Source organism: Wolbachia endosymbiont (group A) of Scambus nigricans, from assembly GCF_947251485.1.
GTDB classification, from domain to species: domain Bacteria; phylum Pseudomonadota; class Alphaproteobacteria; order Rickettsiales; family Anaplasmataceae; genus Wolbachia; species Wolbachia pipientis.
In genome coordinates this window covers 1001736-1019355 of sequence record NZ_OX366356.1, presented here as the reverse complement: position 1 = coordinate 1019355, position 17620 = coordinate 1001736, and the positions used below count along the sequence as shown (strand labels likewise).

Here is a 17620-nt window from a genome sequence, read left to right as displayed (position 1 = left end):
AGCCATCCCAGTGTCAAGCACTGGGATGACGAGAAAGGAGCACTGGAATGACATCATAGGGGCGCTGCCATCATAAAGGAACCAGTGTCAGCTACTTGAATGACATCATAGGGGCGTTGGGATGACACCCTGACAATCGTCATCCCGCTACTTGTTAGCGGGATCTATGCTAAAGGAGATACTTGGATAACAAGAAATATAGGCACTGGAATTGCAAAGAGTTTGCAAATATTAGTTATTACCTGTAGGATATAGAGAAATTAGTAAGGATTTTAATAGGAATAATATGCCATCTGTTACTTTTATTTTACCTGATGGGAGTAAGAAAAGCTATGAAGCTGCAGAGGGAGAAACTCTGCTCAATTTAGCCCATAGAAGTGCTCCAGATCTGCTTGAAGGTGCATGTGAAGGTTCTCTTGCTTGCTCTACATGCCATGTAATTGTTGATCCAAAGTTTTATAATGCTGTAGAAATACATAACCCTATATCTGATGAGGAAAATGATATGTTAGACCTAGCTTTCGGCTTAACAGAGACGTCGAGGCTTGGATGCCAAATAAAAATTACAAAAGATATCGACGGCTTGTGTGTAACCATACCAAGGGGTACAAGAAACATATCATTAGATAAACAGGGGAATCATGCGTAAGATTTTTATCTATATTATCGTCTCTTTACTTTTGTTTGTTCCTGTAGCGTATAGTGGTTTTTGGTATTTTTCTGCATGTAAGGTAAAAAATCTTTTAGCTGAAACAATACTATACATTAACGACGAAAAATTTGATATTTCACATGATTTTAGTGGATTTCCTTCTAACCTAATTTTCCGTGTGACAAACCCAAAATTTTCCAATGAGCAATTAACCATCTCATCTGATGCTTTATTGATAAAAAATAGATTGTTTGATAAATCAGTATATATCTACATACCAAGCAATGAAGTCAACATTGCTGTTCATGATGATGAGAAAAAGAATATAAAATGCCACACAAACGATAGCAGCCACTTTGTTGTTAGACTAAACGATTTACCATCTTCATTGCGATTCAACAGAAATAGTACCGTGATAGACTATATAGGTACACTTCGTTACGAAGATTATGGATTAAAATGTGATGTTTCAGAAAATCAGCAAAGTGTTATAACTGAAGTGAATGATAAAAGTAATTACATTCAATTTTACCTCGATAAAGAACTGAGTGGAAATGCTAAGCTAGGATTTGATTTGTATACTTATCGGTATAAAAATACTGCAAGTCCTGAAAGTTACCTTAGTATCGACACTAAATTTGATTATGAATTTGTAAACGACATCTCAGCTTCCAGAATTAATTTCAATATAGAGAAATTTTTGATTCAAAGTAATAATTTTTCTTTTGCTGCAGATGGTGGGGTAAACAATTACAACTTAGTTACATATTCATTTAAAGACAAAATCAACGTGGCTATATCAAATTATAAAGAATTAATCTCGTTTATGATTGGTGACTCAAAAACTTCAGATGCGTTCGAAAAATTAGTACCTTCCTTATCAGAAAAAACAACTGATAATGGCATTCAATTTTCAATAAAGTACGATGATGATGTAGGGTCAAGCTTTATTGGAAAGTTATCCATCACTGATTTTATGAACCAACTCAGTAAAATAATCCAATTAACCAAGAATGAGAATAGTAATTAGCTTACTTTTCATATTGATATTCCACTCAGGCGTAAACGCTTTTACTCTGGATAATAAACTCAGAGATAAAAGCATGGAAAAACGAGCAACCAGTTTATTTGAAATAATAAGGTGTCCAATATGTTCTGGCGAATCATTGTCTGAATCTGGATCTCAGATCGCGTATGATATGCGAGAAGCAATTCGTAAAAAAATCAATGATGGATACACAGATGAAGAGATAATCTCAGAGTTAAAAAATTCTTACGGCAATTCAATTATAATCGTACCACCTATAAAATCTAGCACTTACATTTTGTGGTTTATTCCACTTACAACTCTGCTTATTGGGTGTTTTTTAATACAAAGATACATCAATACAACCACTTAAACCTTTTATATATAGCTAAAGTGACTTAGGTTCTCTAATTGCACATAAGTCAACAATAATTTTCACACAAATCAAAACAGCATATCTTCTCCATAATCCTTGGTAATTTTACATAAGTTAAAAGTAGCATATGGTTCTCTCCGCGGTCTGAGATGACAATAAATTTGTCAAGCCGCATCATGCTTGTTAGGCGGAAGTGGACGGCAACATGTTTACCACGAAGTCTAACTAAGTTCTTGCTTGTCCCTTCCATCGGCATTGCTATCTTTGTTTTCAATAAAATTATTGTCCTATGCTCTTTTGATGTTTATTGATAATAAAATTCTGTTTTATCAACCAACATCCTATGCATAATTACAGCTAATTTTCTTGCTACTGCTACAATTGCTTTTTTCATTCCTTTTTTCTTCGCAACCCCAGTTTTTTAATTTAAATGTCCTCTTGGTAACTGTAAGCATTGTTTGTGCAGCTTCATATAACATATAGCTCTTTTTACAATAATCCGAACAGACCGTAATATGCTACTGGCCTGCTATAGCCATAAACACATATCTTATCGCATTCGGACTATTATAAGAAAGGCTATACTTCTACATTCCGCTGGTCCCATCTTTGATATGCTGCCATGCCGATCAACTTCTCCAGAAGAATATTGCCTTGGTGTCAACCCTATATACCCCAGTTGCGGATTAGCCAACGAAGTAAAGCTTAGAAATGCAGCGGCTGTATAGAATATGAAACAAGCGTAGAAAAAATGTGTACCAAAAAATTTATCGGTGATCTATGGCGAGTATGCTCAATCTCAAATTTGTTTTTCAGAGAGCCAAAAACTGTCTCAATAATCGATCTTTTTCTTAACAAAATCTTCTCATTTAGCGCCATTAATGAGTTTTTCATACCCTTTTTTATACTGGTTACAAGCTTTAACCCTCTATCGAATAATTCGTGAAAAAGATCTTTTTTGATATATCCTTTATCTCCAAACAATAATCCAGTCAATTTCTTAGTTAAATTTGGCACAGGTATCAACGTTGCCTTTTGTCACCGTAACCCCTTGAATTTCGCCAGTTTCGTTGATTACTAGATGTACCGAAAAACCACCCATAAGTAGTCTTTCCAATCTTTGCCAACCCTTTGAAAACTTTGTTTCTCGAGGTCCTTTTTGGATGGCAAACAGCGATAGATTATGTACGAAATCCCTTTCACTTTTGACTGTTCGCAAAACCATTGCATTAAGAGCGCTAAATACCATAAAACCCGCGATTTTAACCTGATAAACCTACTATAGGATGGCAATTTTGGAAACGCTGATTCGTATAATAATTTCAAATAATGCACATAGAAAATTTTAAAATTGTCGCACTTGATATAGCAATATTATGGTAAAAATCTCTGAATGCGTAATCTCTGGCGTCCTGGTTGGTTTTTTGCCACTTGGTAGAAGTTTTTCTGCAAAATTTTCATCGACTGTATTGCAAAAATCATCGACTATACAAAAGATTTCTGTTACTTTTTCTTTCATTGGTAACCTCCTATTTTAGGAATGAATATCAAATACCTCGGAGTTTACCCTATTTCCTTACCTTTTCTATTTTTTCTAATTTACAACTGGGGTTAGCAGTGCTGTGAGAATGGTTGAAAGCGCAAAAGAAAACCTCTCGGAAGTTAAAAATATACTGGTCGATGCAGGTTATACAGGAGAAAATTTTGCAACTCAAATAAAAACGATTATTGGAGCAACTGTAGAAGTAATAAAACGAAGTGAATTACATTCCTTTGCTGTATTGCCACAAAGATGGGTTGTAGAGCGATCTTTCGCTTGGTTAGAAAAATGCAGACGATTGTGGAAAAATTGCGAGCGAAAACTTAACACTAGCCTACAAATGGTCGTTCTTTCCTTCATTTCTCTTCTATTGAGAAGATTTTAAACAGGTTCTAAATCTTTATTTTAAAAATGTCATATTGATCACCGGTACCTGAAAATACTATTCCAATTGATCAGAGCTATCCATTTCCTTAATTTTTGTAACGTTGTCATAGGAGTACTATAACTTTAGTATCAACTATGTTTTATTGTTTTTGCATCTAAAAAAATTTAGCTTATTCAAGCAGCATTTTGCCTTTTTTTGGATGTAGGGATTTTTTAGGAATTGTCTTCTTGAATTCTATGGTATTTTGTTTAACATTGAAACAAGATTCCAGTGTCAGCTACTTGCATGACATTGTTGGTTAATGTTTTATGGCTTTACGATAGCTATACAACTTATCTTAAAAGCAATATAGTGTTTACTATACAATGAATCAAAGATAGTAAGTAAAGTCTATGGAATTTCAAATCGCTACACATTTTCAACCGGCTGGGGATCAACCACAGGCAATCGATAGCTTAATTGCAGGGCTAAATAGCAATAAAAGAGATCAGGTTTTGCTTGGAGTTACTGGTTCTGGGAAAACTTTTACTATGGCAAATGTTATTGCAAGGACAAACAGGCCTGCATTAATTATGGCACACAATAAAACTTTAGCAGCACAGCTTTATGAGGAAATGAAAGGATTGTTTCCCCATAATGCTGTTGAATACTTCATTTCTTATTATGATTATTATCAACCTGAAGCCTATTTACCACAAACTGATACTTATATCGAAAAAGATTCTGCAATTAACGAAAGAATTGAGATGCTGCGTTATTCCACCGTCTGCTCCCTTTTGGAGCGCAGGGATACGATCGTAGTTGCCAGTGTTTCCTGCATATACGGTCTTGGTTCGCCTGAGAGCTACCGCAGCATGATCATACCGCTTAGTGTTGGAAATAAAATTCGTATTAATGATTTCCTGAGCAACTTAACTGATCTTCAATACAAGCGCTCTGATGCCAGGTTTGAGAGAGGATATTTCAGAGTGCGCGGCGATATTGTTGATATATTTCCTTCCCATTATGAAAATAAAGCTTGGCGTTTATCGTTATTTGGCGATGAAATAGAAGAAATTTCTGAAGTTGATGCTATAACGGGCAATGTTACCAAAGGCGTAAATAAAATCACCATTTTTCCAAATAGCTATTACATAACCCCGCGTGAGGCTTTGTTGCAGGCAATTGAACTAGTCAAAAAAGAGCTGCATGAACGCTTGGATTATTACTACTCGCGAAACAAGATTGTTGAAGCAAAGCGCCTCGAGCAACGCACTAATTTTGATATCGAAATGATGAGAACAACAGGAATATGTAAAGGTATTGAAAATTATTCGCGTTATCTCTATGGAATGGAAGCTGGGGATCCACCACCTACTTTGTTTGAATATTTACCTAAAGACGTAATTTTATTTGTTGATGAGAGTCATGTCACCGTTCCTCAGGTTGGTGCGATGTACAGTGGTAATGAGGCGCGTAAAAAGAAATTGATCGACTATGGCTTCAGGCTCCCTTCCGCTTTTGATAATCGTCCATTAAAATTTGAAGAGTGGGAGGGAGTTAGGCCGCAGACTGTTTACATTTCAGCCACTCCCGGAAAGTATGAGTTGGCAAAGACCAGTAATGTATTTATAGAGCAAGTTATCCGTCCAACAGGGCTTACGGACCCAATCTGCATTGTAAAACCAATAGAGAGTCAAATTGATGATGTAATTCATGAGGCACAAGTGACAATAGGGAAGGGATTTTGTGTTTTAATCACTACATTGACGAAAAAAATGGCTGAAAATTTAGCTGAATATATGAGTGAGTTAAATATGAGAGTGAGTTATTTGCATTCTGATATTGGTGCGCTGGAGAGAATAGAAATTATATACAAATTGAGATCTAAAGAAATCGATGTTTTAGTAGGTGTTAACTTGCTGAGGGAAGGTCTTGATATTCCAGAGTGTGGGTTGGTTGCAATTTTGGATGCTGATAAAGAAGGATTTTTGCGATCAGAAACTTCATTAATTCAAACGATCGGTCGTGCTGCGCGTAATGCTGAGGGTAGAGTAATTTTGTATGCAGATAAAATCACTGGTTCTTTAGATTGTGCATTAAGAGAGACCGAAAGAAGAAGAAAAAAACAAGAAGAACATAATATATTGCACAATATTATCCCGAAGACTATAGTAAAACCTATATCAAACACCTTACAAGAGAGGGCAATAGCAGAACCGAAAGTAAATACTAATAAGGATGATTTGAGAAAGCAAATGATAGAGCATGCTAAAAATTTGGAGTTTGAAGAAGCAGCAAGAATAAAAAAATTATTGTAAGGTTAAGTAATATATGATGCTATGGGCATAGCATGAAAGTGTAAATAATTTTATTGATATCTTTATATTAATACTTTTTAAACATTTAGTACCATGCAATACTTACAATGGACAAGAAAAACTAACACTAGTGCTTTCAGGGTCAGGGACTTTGGCCCTAACCCTAATAAAACGCTTAGGTGGCTGAGAGCGGTGGATTAGGTACAAACCGCTTATACAAAAACTTCTTTTCCTTCTTGCAAGTATAGCCTTTCTTATAATAGTCCGAATGCGATAAGATATGTGTTTATGGCTATAGCAGGCCAGTAGCATATTACGGTCTGTTCGGATTATTGTAAAAAGAGCTATATTTCTTGATATTAGGAGAATCTACCCTAGAATTTATAAGAGATTTATTATTAAACTTTTCAATAAGCGACGGTGATTGTCCCCGCTCAAGCGACTTCCCTAAACCACTATCTGCAGAACTTGTAGAAACGTTACGACTAATTTCTTGTTCATCACCAAAGAATTTAAAAAGTAAGCCTTTTTTTTGTCTTAAAAGGTAAATCTGAGTGTAGTTGCTTCTCCTCTTTCTCAGGAGAAGAAAGGAGTAAGTCTAGCTTCTCTTTCCCACCAGGAGTATACAGCAAGTATTTTAACTGTGCATCCTCAAGAGAGTTGGAATCTAGTTTCTTCTGCAGCTTAGGACAAAGAAATGGGCGTAGTTCCTTCTTCTCGTCATTAGTAAGAGGTTTTTCTTGAGGAGAAGCCACTTTTGAGAGTGAAGAATTACGGTGAAGCCATTTTGCTAATTTTGTCACGAAATGAACGGTGTGACATATTTTTAGGTTCTACACGAGAATAAATAAGTAAGGATATTATATTGCCTGCCTCAGGAGAGAAAGGTTTGGATATTCGCTCTCCCTCAGGAGACAAAAGTAAGGGTAGTTTCTCTTTCCCTTTAGGAGAAAGAACTAAAGGTATCAGCTTTTGCGTCTCAGGAGAAGGTGAAAACAGTAGCTCTTTTCCCTTAAGAGAAAAAAGTGAATGCAGTTGTTGTTTATTCTCAGAAGAAAAAAGCGAGCATAGTTGCTTACTCCTCTCAGTAGAAAAAAGAAAGTCTAGTAGGTTTTCCTGTTCACAAGGATCAGAAATCGAGGATAACTGCTTTCCCGCCTCAGAAGAAAGAAGTGAGGGTAGTTGCTTCTTCCCTTCAGAAGAAGAAAAATAATCTAGAAAACACAAAAAAGCTTTTACTGTTTCATTACTAGCACAAGTAGAAAAACCCGCAAGTGGCAGTGACTGTGGACGCTTATTGTCTACGGGAGGATTTAGATCTTTCCTTGATTCAGATATCCCTGGAACAGTACTAGTAGTGATAGAAGAATTCGACTGTGGCCACTCAAGCGACTCGAAACCACTATCTTTAGAAATTTTAGAATTACGGTCCCCGGGCACATTTGGCTTGCTTACGGCATCTTGTGGCAAGGGTTCTGGAATACCACATTCGTTTTAGAACGTAATTCTCGTATTTTTGGTCTATTGAGAAATCCGCCATCATCTGGTTCAGTAACAGGAGAAGTCACTCCTGAGGGTGGATTACTTAAAGATGGTTTTTTACTTACAGAACCCTCAGGAGTACTTGCACTTGAATACACCGAATCACGTTCTTGCTTTTGTGGCTTCGCTTTAGAACACTCATCACTACTTTTTCGATCACTTTTATCAGTAACTTGCTGTTTTTCAAATTCCTCATTAGAAACCTCAGGATTTAAGAATGTTGAATCATCCCATGCTATAGGAGTAGGAATCGATGATGATCTTTTCTGATCCGGAATATTATCCTCTGTTAGCATACCTTTACCAGTACCTAAAGATAGCTGTGATTGACCACAAGTGGATTGACTTGGATCTATTTCCCCCGGCACCAACTGAAACAGCCCCCCTTTTCCTTCCTCTCTTTCTGATCCTTGCCTGGGAGGCCTCTTTAACCCTTTACCACGACTTCGCTTGGGAAACTCCTGTGTCGGTGATGACAATTCAGTTAAGCCAGAACTTGGACCACCACTTGAAGAACCAGAATCCTTAGGTTTCGGAGGTGAATTACTATCATAACCACTATCTCTGTCTCTTTGGTTGGGCGGTGTTCTTAGTCCACTCGGTCCTGCATGTGTAGGAGAATTGAGTGGAGAATTTACTGTTGAGGAGGATTGACTACCTCTTATCGAGTCACGTCTCCTAAAATTTCCAGGATCAACTGCAAATTCAAAACATTTGTTTTCTTTATTATATGTAATTGCAGACTCCATAATTTTAGGAAGTAACTGAGCAATTCCTTTATTAGAGAAAGCGTAAATTGGGTTTTCACAACTGTTAATATCTGGATCTGCTGTCTTGCCTCTGATATCAGTCATAAGATTTTTATATTCTATATTAATTTTGTACACATCCTTACACTTTAAAAATTCAAGCTGATCATCACACGCTTTTGTTAAAGGTATAAGAACAAAATTATTGCCACTCCCTATTTTTCCTTCATCTGCAAAAATATCATATCCATAAGCATTAATTGGTTTTCCTGTCCGTTTAAAAATAAAATCGCCAAGAACATCCTTAAAATTCCCAACTTTAGAATCTTCTGTGCCTGGAGTTCTAAAATCAAGCGCTACTCGCCCCCTCTCATATTCTGCTACACTCCTGACTACCTTATCGCTAATGTTTTTAATATACAACATATCATCTTTATATTCATAAAAGTCTGAACTCTTAAGGCCACAGTTTTCTAACCTTAAGTAAAACTCTTTAATATACTCGCTTTTAAGTAATTCAAAAGTCTCTGAATCATACCCCTCCTTCCTCAAATACTCGTCGCTAAAAACAATACAGTATAGATAAGAAGAAGACTTACCTGTTGCTGCTATTCCAAAAGTTTTTCCTACCCATTCATGCGCTTTTTCCTCCGTTATTCCTACTGCTTTTTGTAAACGTGCAACCAGTTTCAATATTACAGCCCTCCTAAACTCATTAACTAAATGAATCTTCAAGTTACGGATTACTTCACGATTTACAGAATCTGCAAGCTTTACTTCCATTACACCTTTTATGTCACTTTTTTTCTTGCTAGGATTAGCACCTAAAACAAATGGAAAGTAATTTAAGTTATAATATTTATGTGCTACCTCACTTCCATTACTGTAGTGCTGCTTTATTATTTCCTCTCCTATTCCATGTAGATATTCTGCTACGTCAGTGTCATCAGCAAATAACCCAACAATCTTGTTACCTTTTACAGTAAAATTAGTATTAACCCTTTCACAAAAATAATTATTTAAGTTAAATGCATTAACCAGGTTTTCTACAGAATTACTCATAACTCCCCCATTAAAATGTTTACTAAACAACATTACTTGCTTTTTCCTTTATCTTTACTACTACCGGCACTAGTAGCACTACTACTACCCAGTTGTGTATTAGGCTTACTGCTTTCACTTTGTTGCTCGTAGTTTTTATACTTATCAGGACCAATCCACTCAACCTTTTTATGTGAAGGCCACTTATTACCACCACCATTATCATTACTACCATGCATATTACCCTCCAGTAAAAATATTATGCAACTAATGTACTAAAAATAAAATTAAGTGCAAGCACTTTTTTATATTTTTTTTAAAAATTTTTATTCACTCTTTTTTCATAACTCTAGTTTCTAGATTCCAGCGTCACGCGCTGGGATGACAAGAAAGAGGTACCAAAAAGAGACCTTTTCTTGTCGCCTTAGTAGCCATTCTAACATAGAATGTCATCCCAGTGCCCAGACACTGAGATCCGGTGTTCTTTATCACACAAGTAGCTAACACTAGCTATCTCAATGGTGTATTACCATTTCCTCTTGCTGCAGGTTCCTCAAGTACATCAGTAAATTTTGACTTAGGATTTTCTTTAGCATCACTTGCAGAACTACGCTGATCAGCACTAGATTTTCCATTATCAGTAGTTCCTGATGAAACTTGAAAATGACCAATTGGATAATCGTGCTTAACATCAGCTTGGGTATTCCTTTGAGCAACTTTTTCTCTAAGTTTAGCAAAAGGGTCATCTGTTTTATGCTCATCAGTAGACTTGGATTCTTTTCCACTAATACTGCTAGACTTATCAGCAGACGTGGTTCCTCTTCCATTAGCACTTTCACTTGCATCCCTGCTGCGACCAGTAGATGCTCCTATACTTATAAAATCAGCTATTTTCCCTCTCACCACGGGCTCCTTCTCCGCAGGTTTCGGTGGACACACCTCTTTCTTCGGTTCCTCCTGCTTCGCTTTTTTCTCTTCTTCCACTTTTGGTTTTGTTTCTTTTACCTCGCGGTTCTCATTGTTTATAACCTCTTTAAATATAGGAGGCATTATAGGTTTTGGTAAAAGATCAAGTTCTGGTTTGCTCAGAACAACCGGCCTTACAAATCCGGGTGAAACGTCAAAAAGGAAAACTGGCACTTTAGGTTTTTCTCTTTCATCCACTTTCATTTCTACGTTTTCGCAAACTTCTTTATTTTCTTCCTTTAATGATGTTTTTTCTGCTTTTTTATCTTCCTTTTCTGTAGATGCCTCTACCGCAGCCGCCAACTCAACTCCAAACATCTCTGCGAACATTGTAACAATCCATCCGACAACGGCCATTTGTAACCTGAGTTTCAGATCTTGCAATGCAGTTAATCTTTCTAACGCCCTTGCAAACTCTTCTTCTGATAACTCACCACTGCCTAATTTCTCCTGCAATTCTTTTACCTCTTTGTCCAACCTCTGATTGAAACTTAAATCGCGTGCAAAAATCTTCTTGATTAACTCCTTAAGCTTATCACACAAAAACTTCATTATCGCAGCAATCAGGTTTTTTTCTTTCTTCTCCTTGAGCATTTGGTAGATTTTCGGATCATCTACATCTACTTCAAAAAGGTTGAAGAGAGATTCAAAGAAATTCCAGAAATCTCCGATTACTCTTCCTTTTTCACTAGTGAAGTAATCCTCATCATCACCTTCTCCGATATGTAGATCTGCTTGAGATGATATTTCATCGACACAACTAGAAGCCTGACGCTCACACTCGAGCCTCCTGAGCAAATCTTGTCTGGTGAGCTCCTCTATGGCTGCTTTTAGTTCATTTAACTTCTGCTCTGCAGAGAAATCTTGCTCCCTGATTTTTCCTTGGAAGATTGAGCTACCGTTTCCGTTATTATCTGAAAAATTTTCCATTATTTTTGCCTTCTCAATAAAATTACTGCCTTTGTTGTTACCTGAAAAGCTTTCCACCATTTTTACTTCCTTCATAAAACTTAATAATTTAATTCTACAGTACTAAATATTTAAGAACTATTAATGTAAAGATGTTAATAAAATTATTTACATTTTTACACTATATATACATTATATCATGTGCTATTTAACCTTTCAATAATATTTTTATTTTTACTGCTTCTTCAAACCCTAGCATGCGCTTTTCTTAAATTATCCTTATTAGTGTTTGCTTTTGCCTCTATCCCACTTTTTCTTGTAAAGTATTTGATATGGATTTTATTATACTCTTTGGCATAACATTTGCAACATACTTTATCTATAAATGGAAATTATTATACTTGCAGCTAGACACAATTTGAAATAATTTACACTATAAAGTTAAGGAACGAGATCCCAGTGTCACGCACTGGGATGACAGCAGTCCTACGTCATACCGCGATTCATTCGCGGTATAGATTTCGCTAACAAGTAGCGGAATGACGAATTTTTGTTTTTCAAATTATCGTAAGTCACTTTAGCTATATCAGACAATAGAGGCAGTGCGTAGAGGAGCTCACCAGACAAGATTTGCTCAGGAGGCTCGAGTGTGAGCGTCAGGCTTCTAGTTGTGTCGATGAAATATCATCTCAAGCAGATCTACATATCGGAGAAGGTGATGATGAGGATTACTTCACTAGTGAAAAAGGAAGAGTAATCGGAGATTTCTGGAATTTCTTTGAATCTCTCTTCAACCTTTTTGAAGTAGATGTAGATGATCCGAAAATCTACCAAATGCTCAAGGAGAAGAAAGAAAAAAACCTGATTGCTGCGATAATGAAGTTTTTGTGTGATAAGCTTAAGGAGTTAATCAAGAAGATTTTTGCACGCGATTTAAGTTTCAATCAGAGGTTGGACAAAGAGGTAAAAGAATTGCAGGAGAAATTAGGCAGTGGTGAGTTATCAGAAGAAGAGTTTGCAAGGGCGTTAGAAAGATTAACTGCATTGCAAGATCTGAAACTCAGGTTACAAATGGCCGTTGTCGGATGGATTGTTACAATGTTCGCAGAGATGTTTGGAGTTGAGTTGGCGGCTGCGGTAGAGGCATCTACAGAAAAGGAAGATAAAAAAGCAGAAAAAACATCATCTTGGTAAAAAACGCATTGAAGAGACTTTAAACGCAAGTATAAAGCAGGCAAAAATGGATCCGTCATCTAGTTATATAAAATGTCTGTTGTTTAATGGCCCAAATCTGCAAACGTATTTTGTGATGGCACTTCAAGCACAAATGGAGGAGCATGGTTGTAGTTATTCAGATTTCTATCATATTGATGGCAATAAGGTATATGTTAAAGATGTTGAAAATATTGGTTTCATTAGAAATATAACAGAAGCTTCTAAAAAAGAGGTGGGGTATAATTTTTACCTTCAGCACAGTGATAATTTAAAAGTGAAAGCTAAACACTACAAGGATGCTATAGGCGAGCTAATCTTTCGCTTAACTGAAATATCAATCCACAGGTATTACTATGATGAGTTTATCGATAAAGACAAGATAAGTAATGGAGATCGCTTTGCTTTTATACCTACAATCAAAGAGGGTAATATTTCAAGGTACCTAAATCGTGGTGAGGCAAATAAGATTAATGCTCAATTTGGTTATGATCTTTTGACTGATATTAAAGGTCAAACTGAAACCACACGATCAGGTAGATTTGGTGGTGTATATGCTTTTTCCAATAGACAGATTGCTCTTTTAATTCCTGTAATTATAGAAAACTCTGTAATCAGCAAAGATGGTCAAATAGAGATTGATCCTGGGCTTCCTCGAACGCTATTAACTGAACCATCACTGAAACAGGAGTCTCCCACGCGGAGTCAGGGTGTAGGATTAGGAGAGTCTCCCAGGCAAGGGTTGGAAGAATCTTTTATGCTGCATAAAAAGTTAGATGTTCCTGGAACGAGTGGAGAATTCTTGCCACGTTCACATCTGAGTTATACTGCAGTTAGTCAGGGTACAGAGAAATGTGTAAGTGCTGCTCAAAATGTGCAAGCAGGACCTAGTACTTGGTCTCAGCCAATGAACCCTTTGTTATCACAAAGCACGTCCGGAAATAAATGGATGTCGTCAACGCAGTTTACCCAACCAGGACCTAGTGGTTTATCATGGACACAGAGTAGACCTTCATCATCGAAAGGTGCTGATGAAAGTATGCTAATAGAGATTCGGGGTCAGCAAGTGAGACATAGGCCATCATTGACTCCTTCTCCTATAGCATGGGATGATTCAACATTCTTAAATCTTGAGGTTTCTAATGAGGAACCTGAAAAACAGCAAGTTACTGATGAAAGTGATCGAAAAAGTAGTGATGAGTGTTCTGAAGCAAAGTCACAAGATAGTAAATCTCCGGAGAAGAAACATGGGGGTGGTCTTCAAAAAATAAAAAAATTGCTCTCTTCACCTTTTAAGAAGCAATATGGCGTAAACCTTAAGCGACATGATGTAGGGCGTGATACAACGCGAAGTACTCCTGAAACTCCTGTAACTGAAAAACCACCTGTGTCTAAGCTATTTTCTTCATTCCCAGCTAGAATAAGAGCAAGAAGTAATCCATCCTCAGCGGTGACTTCTCCTACGCATGAAGGTGCGTCAGGTGGACTAAAACCTCTTACTAGTGACGAGAGGAAGGAACTACGCCTATTTCTTTCTCCTGAGCTGCAAAAGAAGCTAGACTCCAACTCTTTCTCCCCTGGGAAGGAGCGGCTTTTATACTTGACGCATACTCCTGAGGGGAAAAGTTAGCTAAGCAGATTTCTATGTGAGAGTAAAGAATCACAGTTACGGCGACTTGCAGAAGCACAATTATCGTCACCTGATAACTCTAATAGAGCTAGTGGTTTTTCTTCTATGGGATCGCCTGCTTCTCCTGTTTTACAACATAAGGGAAGTGCCCCTTTAAAGGTTACAGAGTGTAGTGTGCAACAGGTAAACTCACATTCTGTAGAGCGTACGTGAGAAGCTTTGGGGAAATAAATTTAGGTTTTTAGATATATCTTAACCATCTAAATGGTTTATTAGGGTTGGGGCCAAAGTCCCTGACCCTGAAAGCACTGGTGTTGGTTTTTCTCATCCATTGCAGATATTGCACCGTACTATCCACTTGATCATCGTGGCAAGCTTCTGGGAACATTAAAATTTCGTACTCGAAATCATTTAACCATACCGCTTGCTGTGGCAGAAAAACCCTGCTAGACTCTATCACCGGAACAATTTTGAGTGAGTTTGTCATTGTGTGGAATTATTTCGATAATCGGTAGATCGCTATTTGCCTTTAGCTCTTGTGTTAATTGTTGACCACTCGTTTTTGCTTCGATCAAAATTGCGTGTGGCATCCATCTTGCAGCTAGTGACAGAACTTGCTCTTTAAGCTTTGGGTACTCAAGCTTTGCTCGATATACATCAAGTAAATAGAATTTATTATCTATTTTTGCCCAGGTCGTGCAGATGCTAAAGTCGCTGGAATCGTTTGTTGAAACTGCAGTGTCCCAGCTTTGAGTTACATGTGAGAGATTATCAGGGAAATTTTTATAGCGCTTTAGCCACTCTTGTTTAATTATACCGCTTGAAAGCGGCAGGGGGTTTTGTTGATATTGAGCAGCAAAAGCGTATAGCCTTTCTTATAATAGTCCGAATGCGATAAGATATGTGTTTATGGCTATAGCAGGCCAGTAGCATATTACGGTCTGTTCGGATTATTGTAAAAAGAGCTATATCATCTCAACTTCTTCTCTTCCTCCCTCCAGGCTATAACCTCCTTATTTTCAGAAATCATTGGCAAACAAATGTGATGCCATATGTTTTTTGGCTTGGATAAGAGGTGCCCAGTTAAGTCTTCCAGGTGGAGCCTATGCATCACAAGCACAATTACTCCTTTTTTTCTATCGTTGAGTCTCGTTACTAAAGTCTGATCGAACCAGTTTGTGGCACGTTTTCTAAATGTTTCACTCAAAGCTTGAGCAGGGTTAAGCGGATCATCCACAATAATAAAGTCACCACCTTCACCGGTTAATGTTCCTCCAACTGATGTTGCGATTCTGTATCCTCTCTGCACTGTTTGGAATTTATATTTAGTGTTCTGGTCCTTGGATAGTTCTACCTCTGGAAATAGTTCTTTATACCAATCAGATTGCATTATGCACCTGGTATCGAGCGAATGTTTTTCACTAAGCAACTTAGAATAACTTGCAACTATTATTCTTGCAGTTGGCTGATTTCCCAGTATCCATGCGGGCCACGCAACACTCATACATATGGACTTCATTGAACGCGGAGGCATATTGAATATTATGCGCCTTACTTCGCCAGCATTCGCTGCTTCCAGCCTGTCTGCTATGACTTTTATGTACTGATAATCATTATACTCACATCCCTGCACCACCGTTTGAAAGCACAGTTCAATGAATTTTAGAAAATTTATATTATCCATATGTGTATTTTAGTGAATGGAATGTAGACTTTAATAGTTTTGATTTGTCTTGTAAGATTGAGGTGTTACAATGACAGGCTTACAATGCTGCTAATTTAGTAAATAACCTACGAGTGCTATTTCTTCAACTTTATCGAAGTAAAGAATTGATTTCCATTGCGGTAAATGAGCAACATTATTGAATCTTTACCGTTTTTCTTTACTGCTGAATCAACTTGTTTTTGAAAATCATTAGTATTTTCTATATCGGTTCCATCTAATTGGATAATAATGTCTCCTTTTTTAATACCACGCAGCGTGGTATTACTGTTACTATCTACATTGGTAACTATCACACCTTTTGTAGGATTACTTTCTTTTGATTCTTTTGGCAGATTTGAAACAGTTAAACCGGTTACATAATCAGATGTTGATTTATTTTCTTCTTGATTGTTATCTTGGCCATCATTTGTAGATTCTCCGATCACAACTTTAATATTAACCTCTTTGCTCTTTCTAAGTAACTTAACTTGCACTTTTTTCTCAGGTCCAGCTCTTGAAACCATTTGAGGTAATTGTGTCATTCTATCGATTTTTTTACCGTCAAATTCTAATAATATATCACCTACTTTAATCCCACCTTTTTCTGCAGGACTGTCCTTTACTATACTTGCAACCAATGCGCCTTTTATATCTTTTAAACCTAAGGACTCAGCAAATTCTTTCGTTATAGGCTGAACTTGCACACCAAGCCAACCATGTTTTATTTTTTTGCCACTTTTTAATGTGTCAATAATTGACATAGCTAAATTAGATGGTATGGCAAAACCTATACCCACGTTGCCGCCAGACTCAGATGGAGAATAGATAGCAGTATTAATACCTATAACTTTTCCATTTAAATCAAATAACGGTCCTCCAGAGTTACCCCTATTAATTGCAGCATCAGTTTGAATAAATTCATTCATAGTGCCAATACTAATGTCCCTGGACCTTGCAGATATAATTCCTGTGCTTACAGAGCCACCCAAACCAAATGGGTTACCTATTGCCATAACCGTATCACCAACCCTTGCTTTATCAGAATCACCAAATGCAACAGAAGAAAGATCTTTATCAGAATTAATCTTAAGCACAGCAAGATCAGTTCTTGCATCATAGCCTAAAACTTCTGCTTTGAAATAAGTATTATCGTTCATAGTAACTGTGATATCTTTGGCGTTTTTAATAACGTGATAATTGGTTACTATAGTTCCACCTTTATCTATAATAAACCCAGAACCAAGCAACACCACCTCTTTGTTAACACTAGGGCCCCTATCCATAAAAAACTGATCAAAATGCTCAAAAAACTCTCTAAAATCATCAAAAAAATTATTTCCTGGCATAGATGGAACTCTAGTTCTGCTGTTATTTTCTTGTTTGATGATTTGTTCGCTTGAAATATTTACAACCGCAGGAATGAGTTCTTCCACTAAATCGGCAAGTCCTTGATTACAGTTGCATGCAGTAGTGCTAGCATCAACGACCTTTTTTGCATTCCAATCAAACATATTAGCATACGAAGAAAACGCAATTAGAAAATATGCAAATATAGATAAAATAAATGCCTTACTTTTCATAAA

At 36.9% G+C, this 17620-nt stretch carries 13 protein-coding genes and 4 pseudogenes; 7 read left to right on the top strand and 10 right to left on the bottom strand.

The features are described 5' to 3' along the window. Nucleotides 1-286: 286 nt before the first annotated feature. Genes OPR46_RS05815 through OPR46_RS05805 form a run of 3 tightly spaced genes read left to right on the top strand, consistent with a single transcriptional unit; the run spans nt 287 to nt 2052 of the window. Nucleotides 287-649, top strand: a complete 363-nt coding sequence (locus OPR46_RS05815; protein ID WP_264722965.1) for a ferredoxin family 2Fe-2S iron-sulfur cluster binding protein — start codon at nt 287-289, stop codon at nt 647-649. Then, nucleotides 642-1682, top strand: a complete 1041-nt coding sequence (locus tag OPR46_RS05810) for a hypothetical protein (RefSeq protein ID WP_265043242.1) — start codon at nt 642-644, stop codon at nt 1680-1682. Before OPR46_RS05815 ends, OPR46_RS05810 begins: the two co-directional genes overlap by 8 nt. Then, entirely contained in the window at nt 1666-2052 is a 387-nt protein-coding gene (locus OPR46_RS05805) for a cytochrome c-type biogenesis protein (protein ID WP_182309927.1), read from the top strand. The genes OPR46_RS05810 and OPR46_RS05805 overlap by 17 nt, the downstream gene beginning before the upstream one ends. Before the next feature lie 553 nt (nt 2053-2605). Here the strand turns inward: OPR46_RS05805 and OPR46_RS06815 are convergent. Next, nucleotides 2606-2719, bottom strand: a complete 114-nt coding sequence (locus OPR46_RS06815; protein WP_406833318.1) for a transposase — start codon at nt 2717-2719, stop codon at nt 2606-2608. A 22-nt stretch (nt 2720-2741) separates the two neighbouring features. Continuing rightward, nucleotides 2742-3574: pseudogene (locus tag OPR46_RS05795) on the bottom strand (IS982 family transposase). Between the two features lie 85 nt (nt 3575-3659). On the opposite strand from OPR46_RS05795, the pseudogene OPR46_RS05790 reads away from it, so the two are divergent. Together OPR46_RS05790 and uvrB are read left to right on the top strand one after the other, a co-directional pair. Further along, a pseudogene (locus OPR46_RS05790) lies at nt 3660-3980 on the top strand (transposase); the annotation flags it as partial. 395 nt (nt 3981-4375) lie between these two features. Next, nucleotides 4376-6283, top strand: a complete 1908-nt coding sequence (uvrB, locus tag OPR46_RS05785) for an excinuclease ABC subunit UvrB (protein WP_265043240.1) — start codon at nt 4376-4378, stop codon at nt 6281-6283. Between the two features lie 102 nt (nt 6284-6385). Here uvrB and OPR46_RS05780 read toward each other — a convergent pair whose 3' ends face one another. The 6 genes from OPR46_RS05780 to OPR46_RS05755 form a co-directional block, all read right to left on the bottom strand. Next, complete coding sequence (locus OPR46_RS05780) at nt 6386-6595, bottom strand: hypothetical protein (RefSeq protein ID WP_265043239.1); 210 nt, start codon at nt 6593-6595, stop codon at nt 6386-6388. 200 nt (nt 6596-6795) lie between these two features. Beyond that, nucleotides 6796-7086: a hypothetical protein gene (locus OPR46_RS05775; RefSeq protein WP_265043237.1), complete on the bottom strand. Its 291-nt coding sequence runs from the start codon at nt 7084-7086 to the stop codon at nt 6796-6798. Further along, a complete protein-coding gene (locus OPR46_RS05770; protein WP_265043236.1) occupies nt 7055-7753 on the bottom strand; it encodes a hypothetical protein in 699 nt (232 codons plus the stop codon). Before OPR46_RS05770 ends, OPR46_RS05775 begins: the two co-directional genes overlap by 32 nt. Beyond that, nucleotides 7735-9636 carry a hypothetical protein gene (locus OPR46_RS05765; RefSeq protein ID WP_265043235.1) on the bottom strand — a complete coding sequence of 634 codons (1902 nt, stop codon included), beginning with the start codon at nt 9634-9636 and terminating at the stop codon, nt 7735-7737. The genes OPR46_RS05770 and OPR46_RS05765 overlap by 19 nt, the downstream gene beginning before the upstream one ends. Nucleotides 9637-9668: 32 nt before the next feature. Next, nucleotides 9669-9854 (bottom strand): hypothetical protein, encoded by a 186-nt coding sequence (locus OPR46_RS05760; protein WP_182319534.1) that lies wholly within the window; start codon nt 9852-9854, stop codon nt 9669-9671. A 271-nt stretch (nt 9855-10125) separates the two neighbouring features. Continuing rightward, entirely contained in the window at nt 10126-11571 is a 1446-nt protein-coding gene (locus OPR46_RS05755) for a hypothetical protein (RefSeq protein ID WP_406833336.1), read from the bottom strand. 525 nt (nt 11572-12096) lie between these two features. On the opposite strand from OPR46_RS05755, the pseudogene OPR46_RS05750 reads away from it, so the two are divergent. Both OPR46_RS05750 and OPR46_RS05745 read left to right on the top strand, forming a co-directional pair. Beyond that, nucleotides 12097-12675, top strand: a pseudogene (locus OPR46_RS05750) (hypothetical protein); the annotation flags it as partial. 88 nt (nt 12676-12763) lie between these two features. After that, the gene (locus OPR46_RS05745) at nt 12764-14332 is read left to right on the top strand and encodes a hypothetical protein (protein ID WP_265043233.1); all 1569 of its coding nucleotides are present in this window, start codon (nt 12764-12766) and stop codon (nt 14330-14332) included. A gap of 241 nt (nt 14333-14573) precedes the next feature. Here the strand turns inward: OPR46_RS05745 and terL are convergent. Together terL and OPR46_RS05725 are read right to left on the bottom strand one after the other, a co-directional pair. Then, nucleotides 14574-16016: pseudogene (gene terL, locus OPR46_RS06810) on the bottom strand (phage terminase large subunit). A 116-nt stretch (nt 16017-16132) separates the two neighbouring features. Next, complete coding sequence (locus OPR46_RS05725) at nt 16133-17617, bottom strand: DegQ family serine endoprotease (RefSeq protein ID WP_265043231.1); 1485 nt, start codon at nt 17615-17617, stop codon at nt 16133-16135. Between the last annotated feature and the right edge of the window lie 3 nt (nt 17618-17620).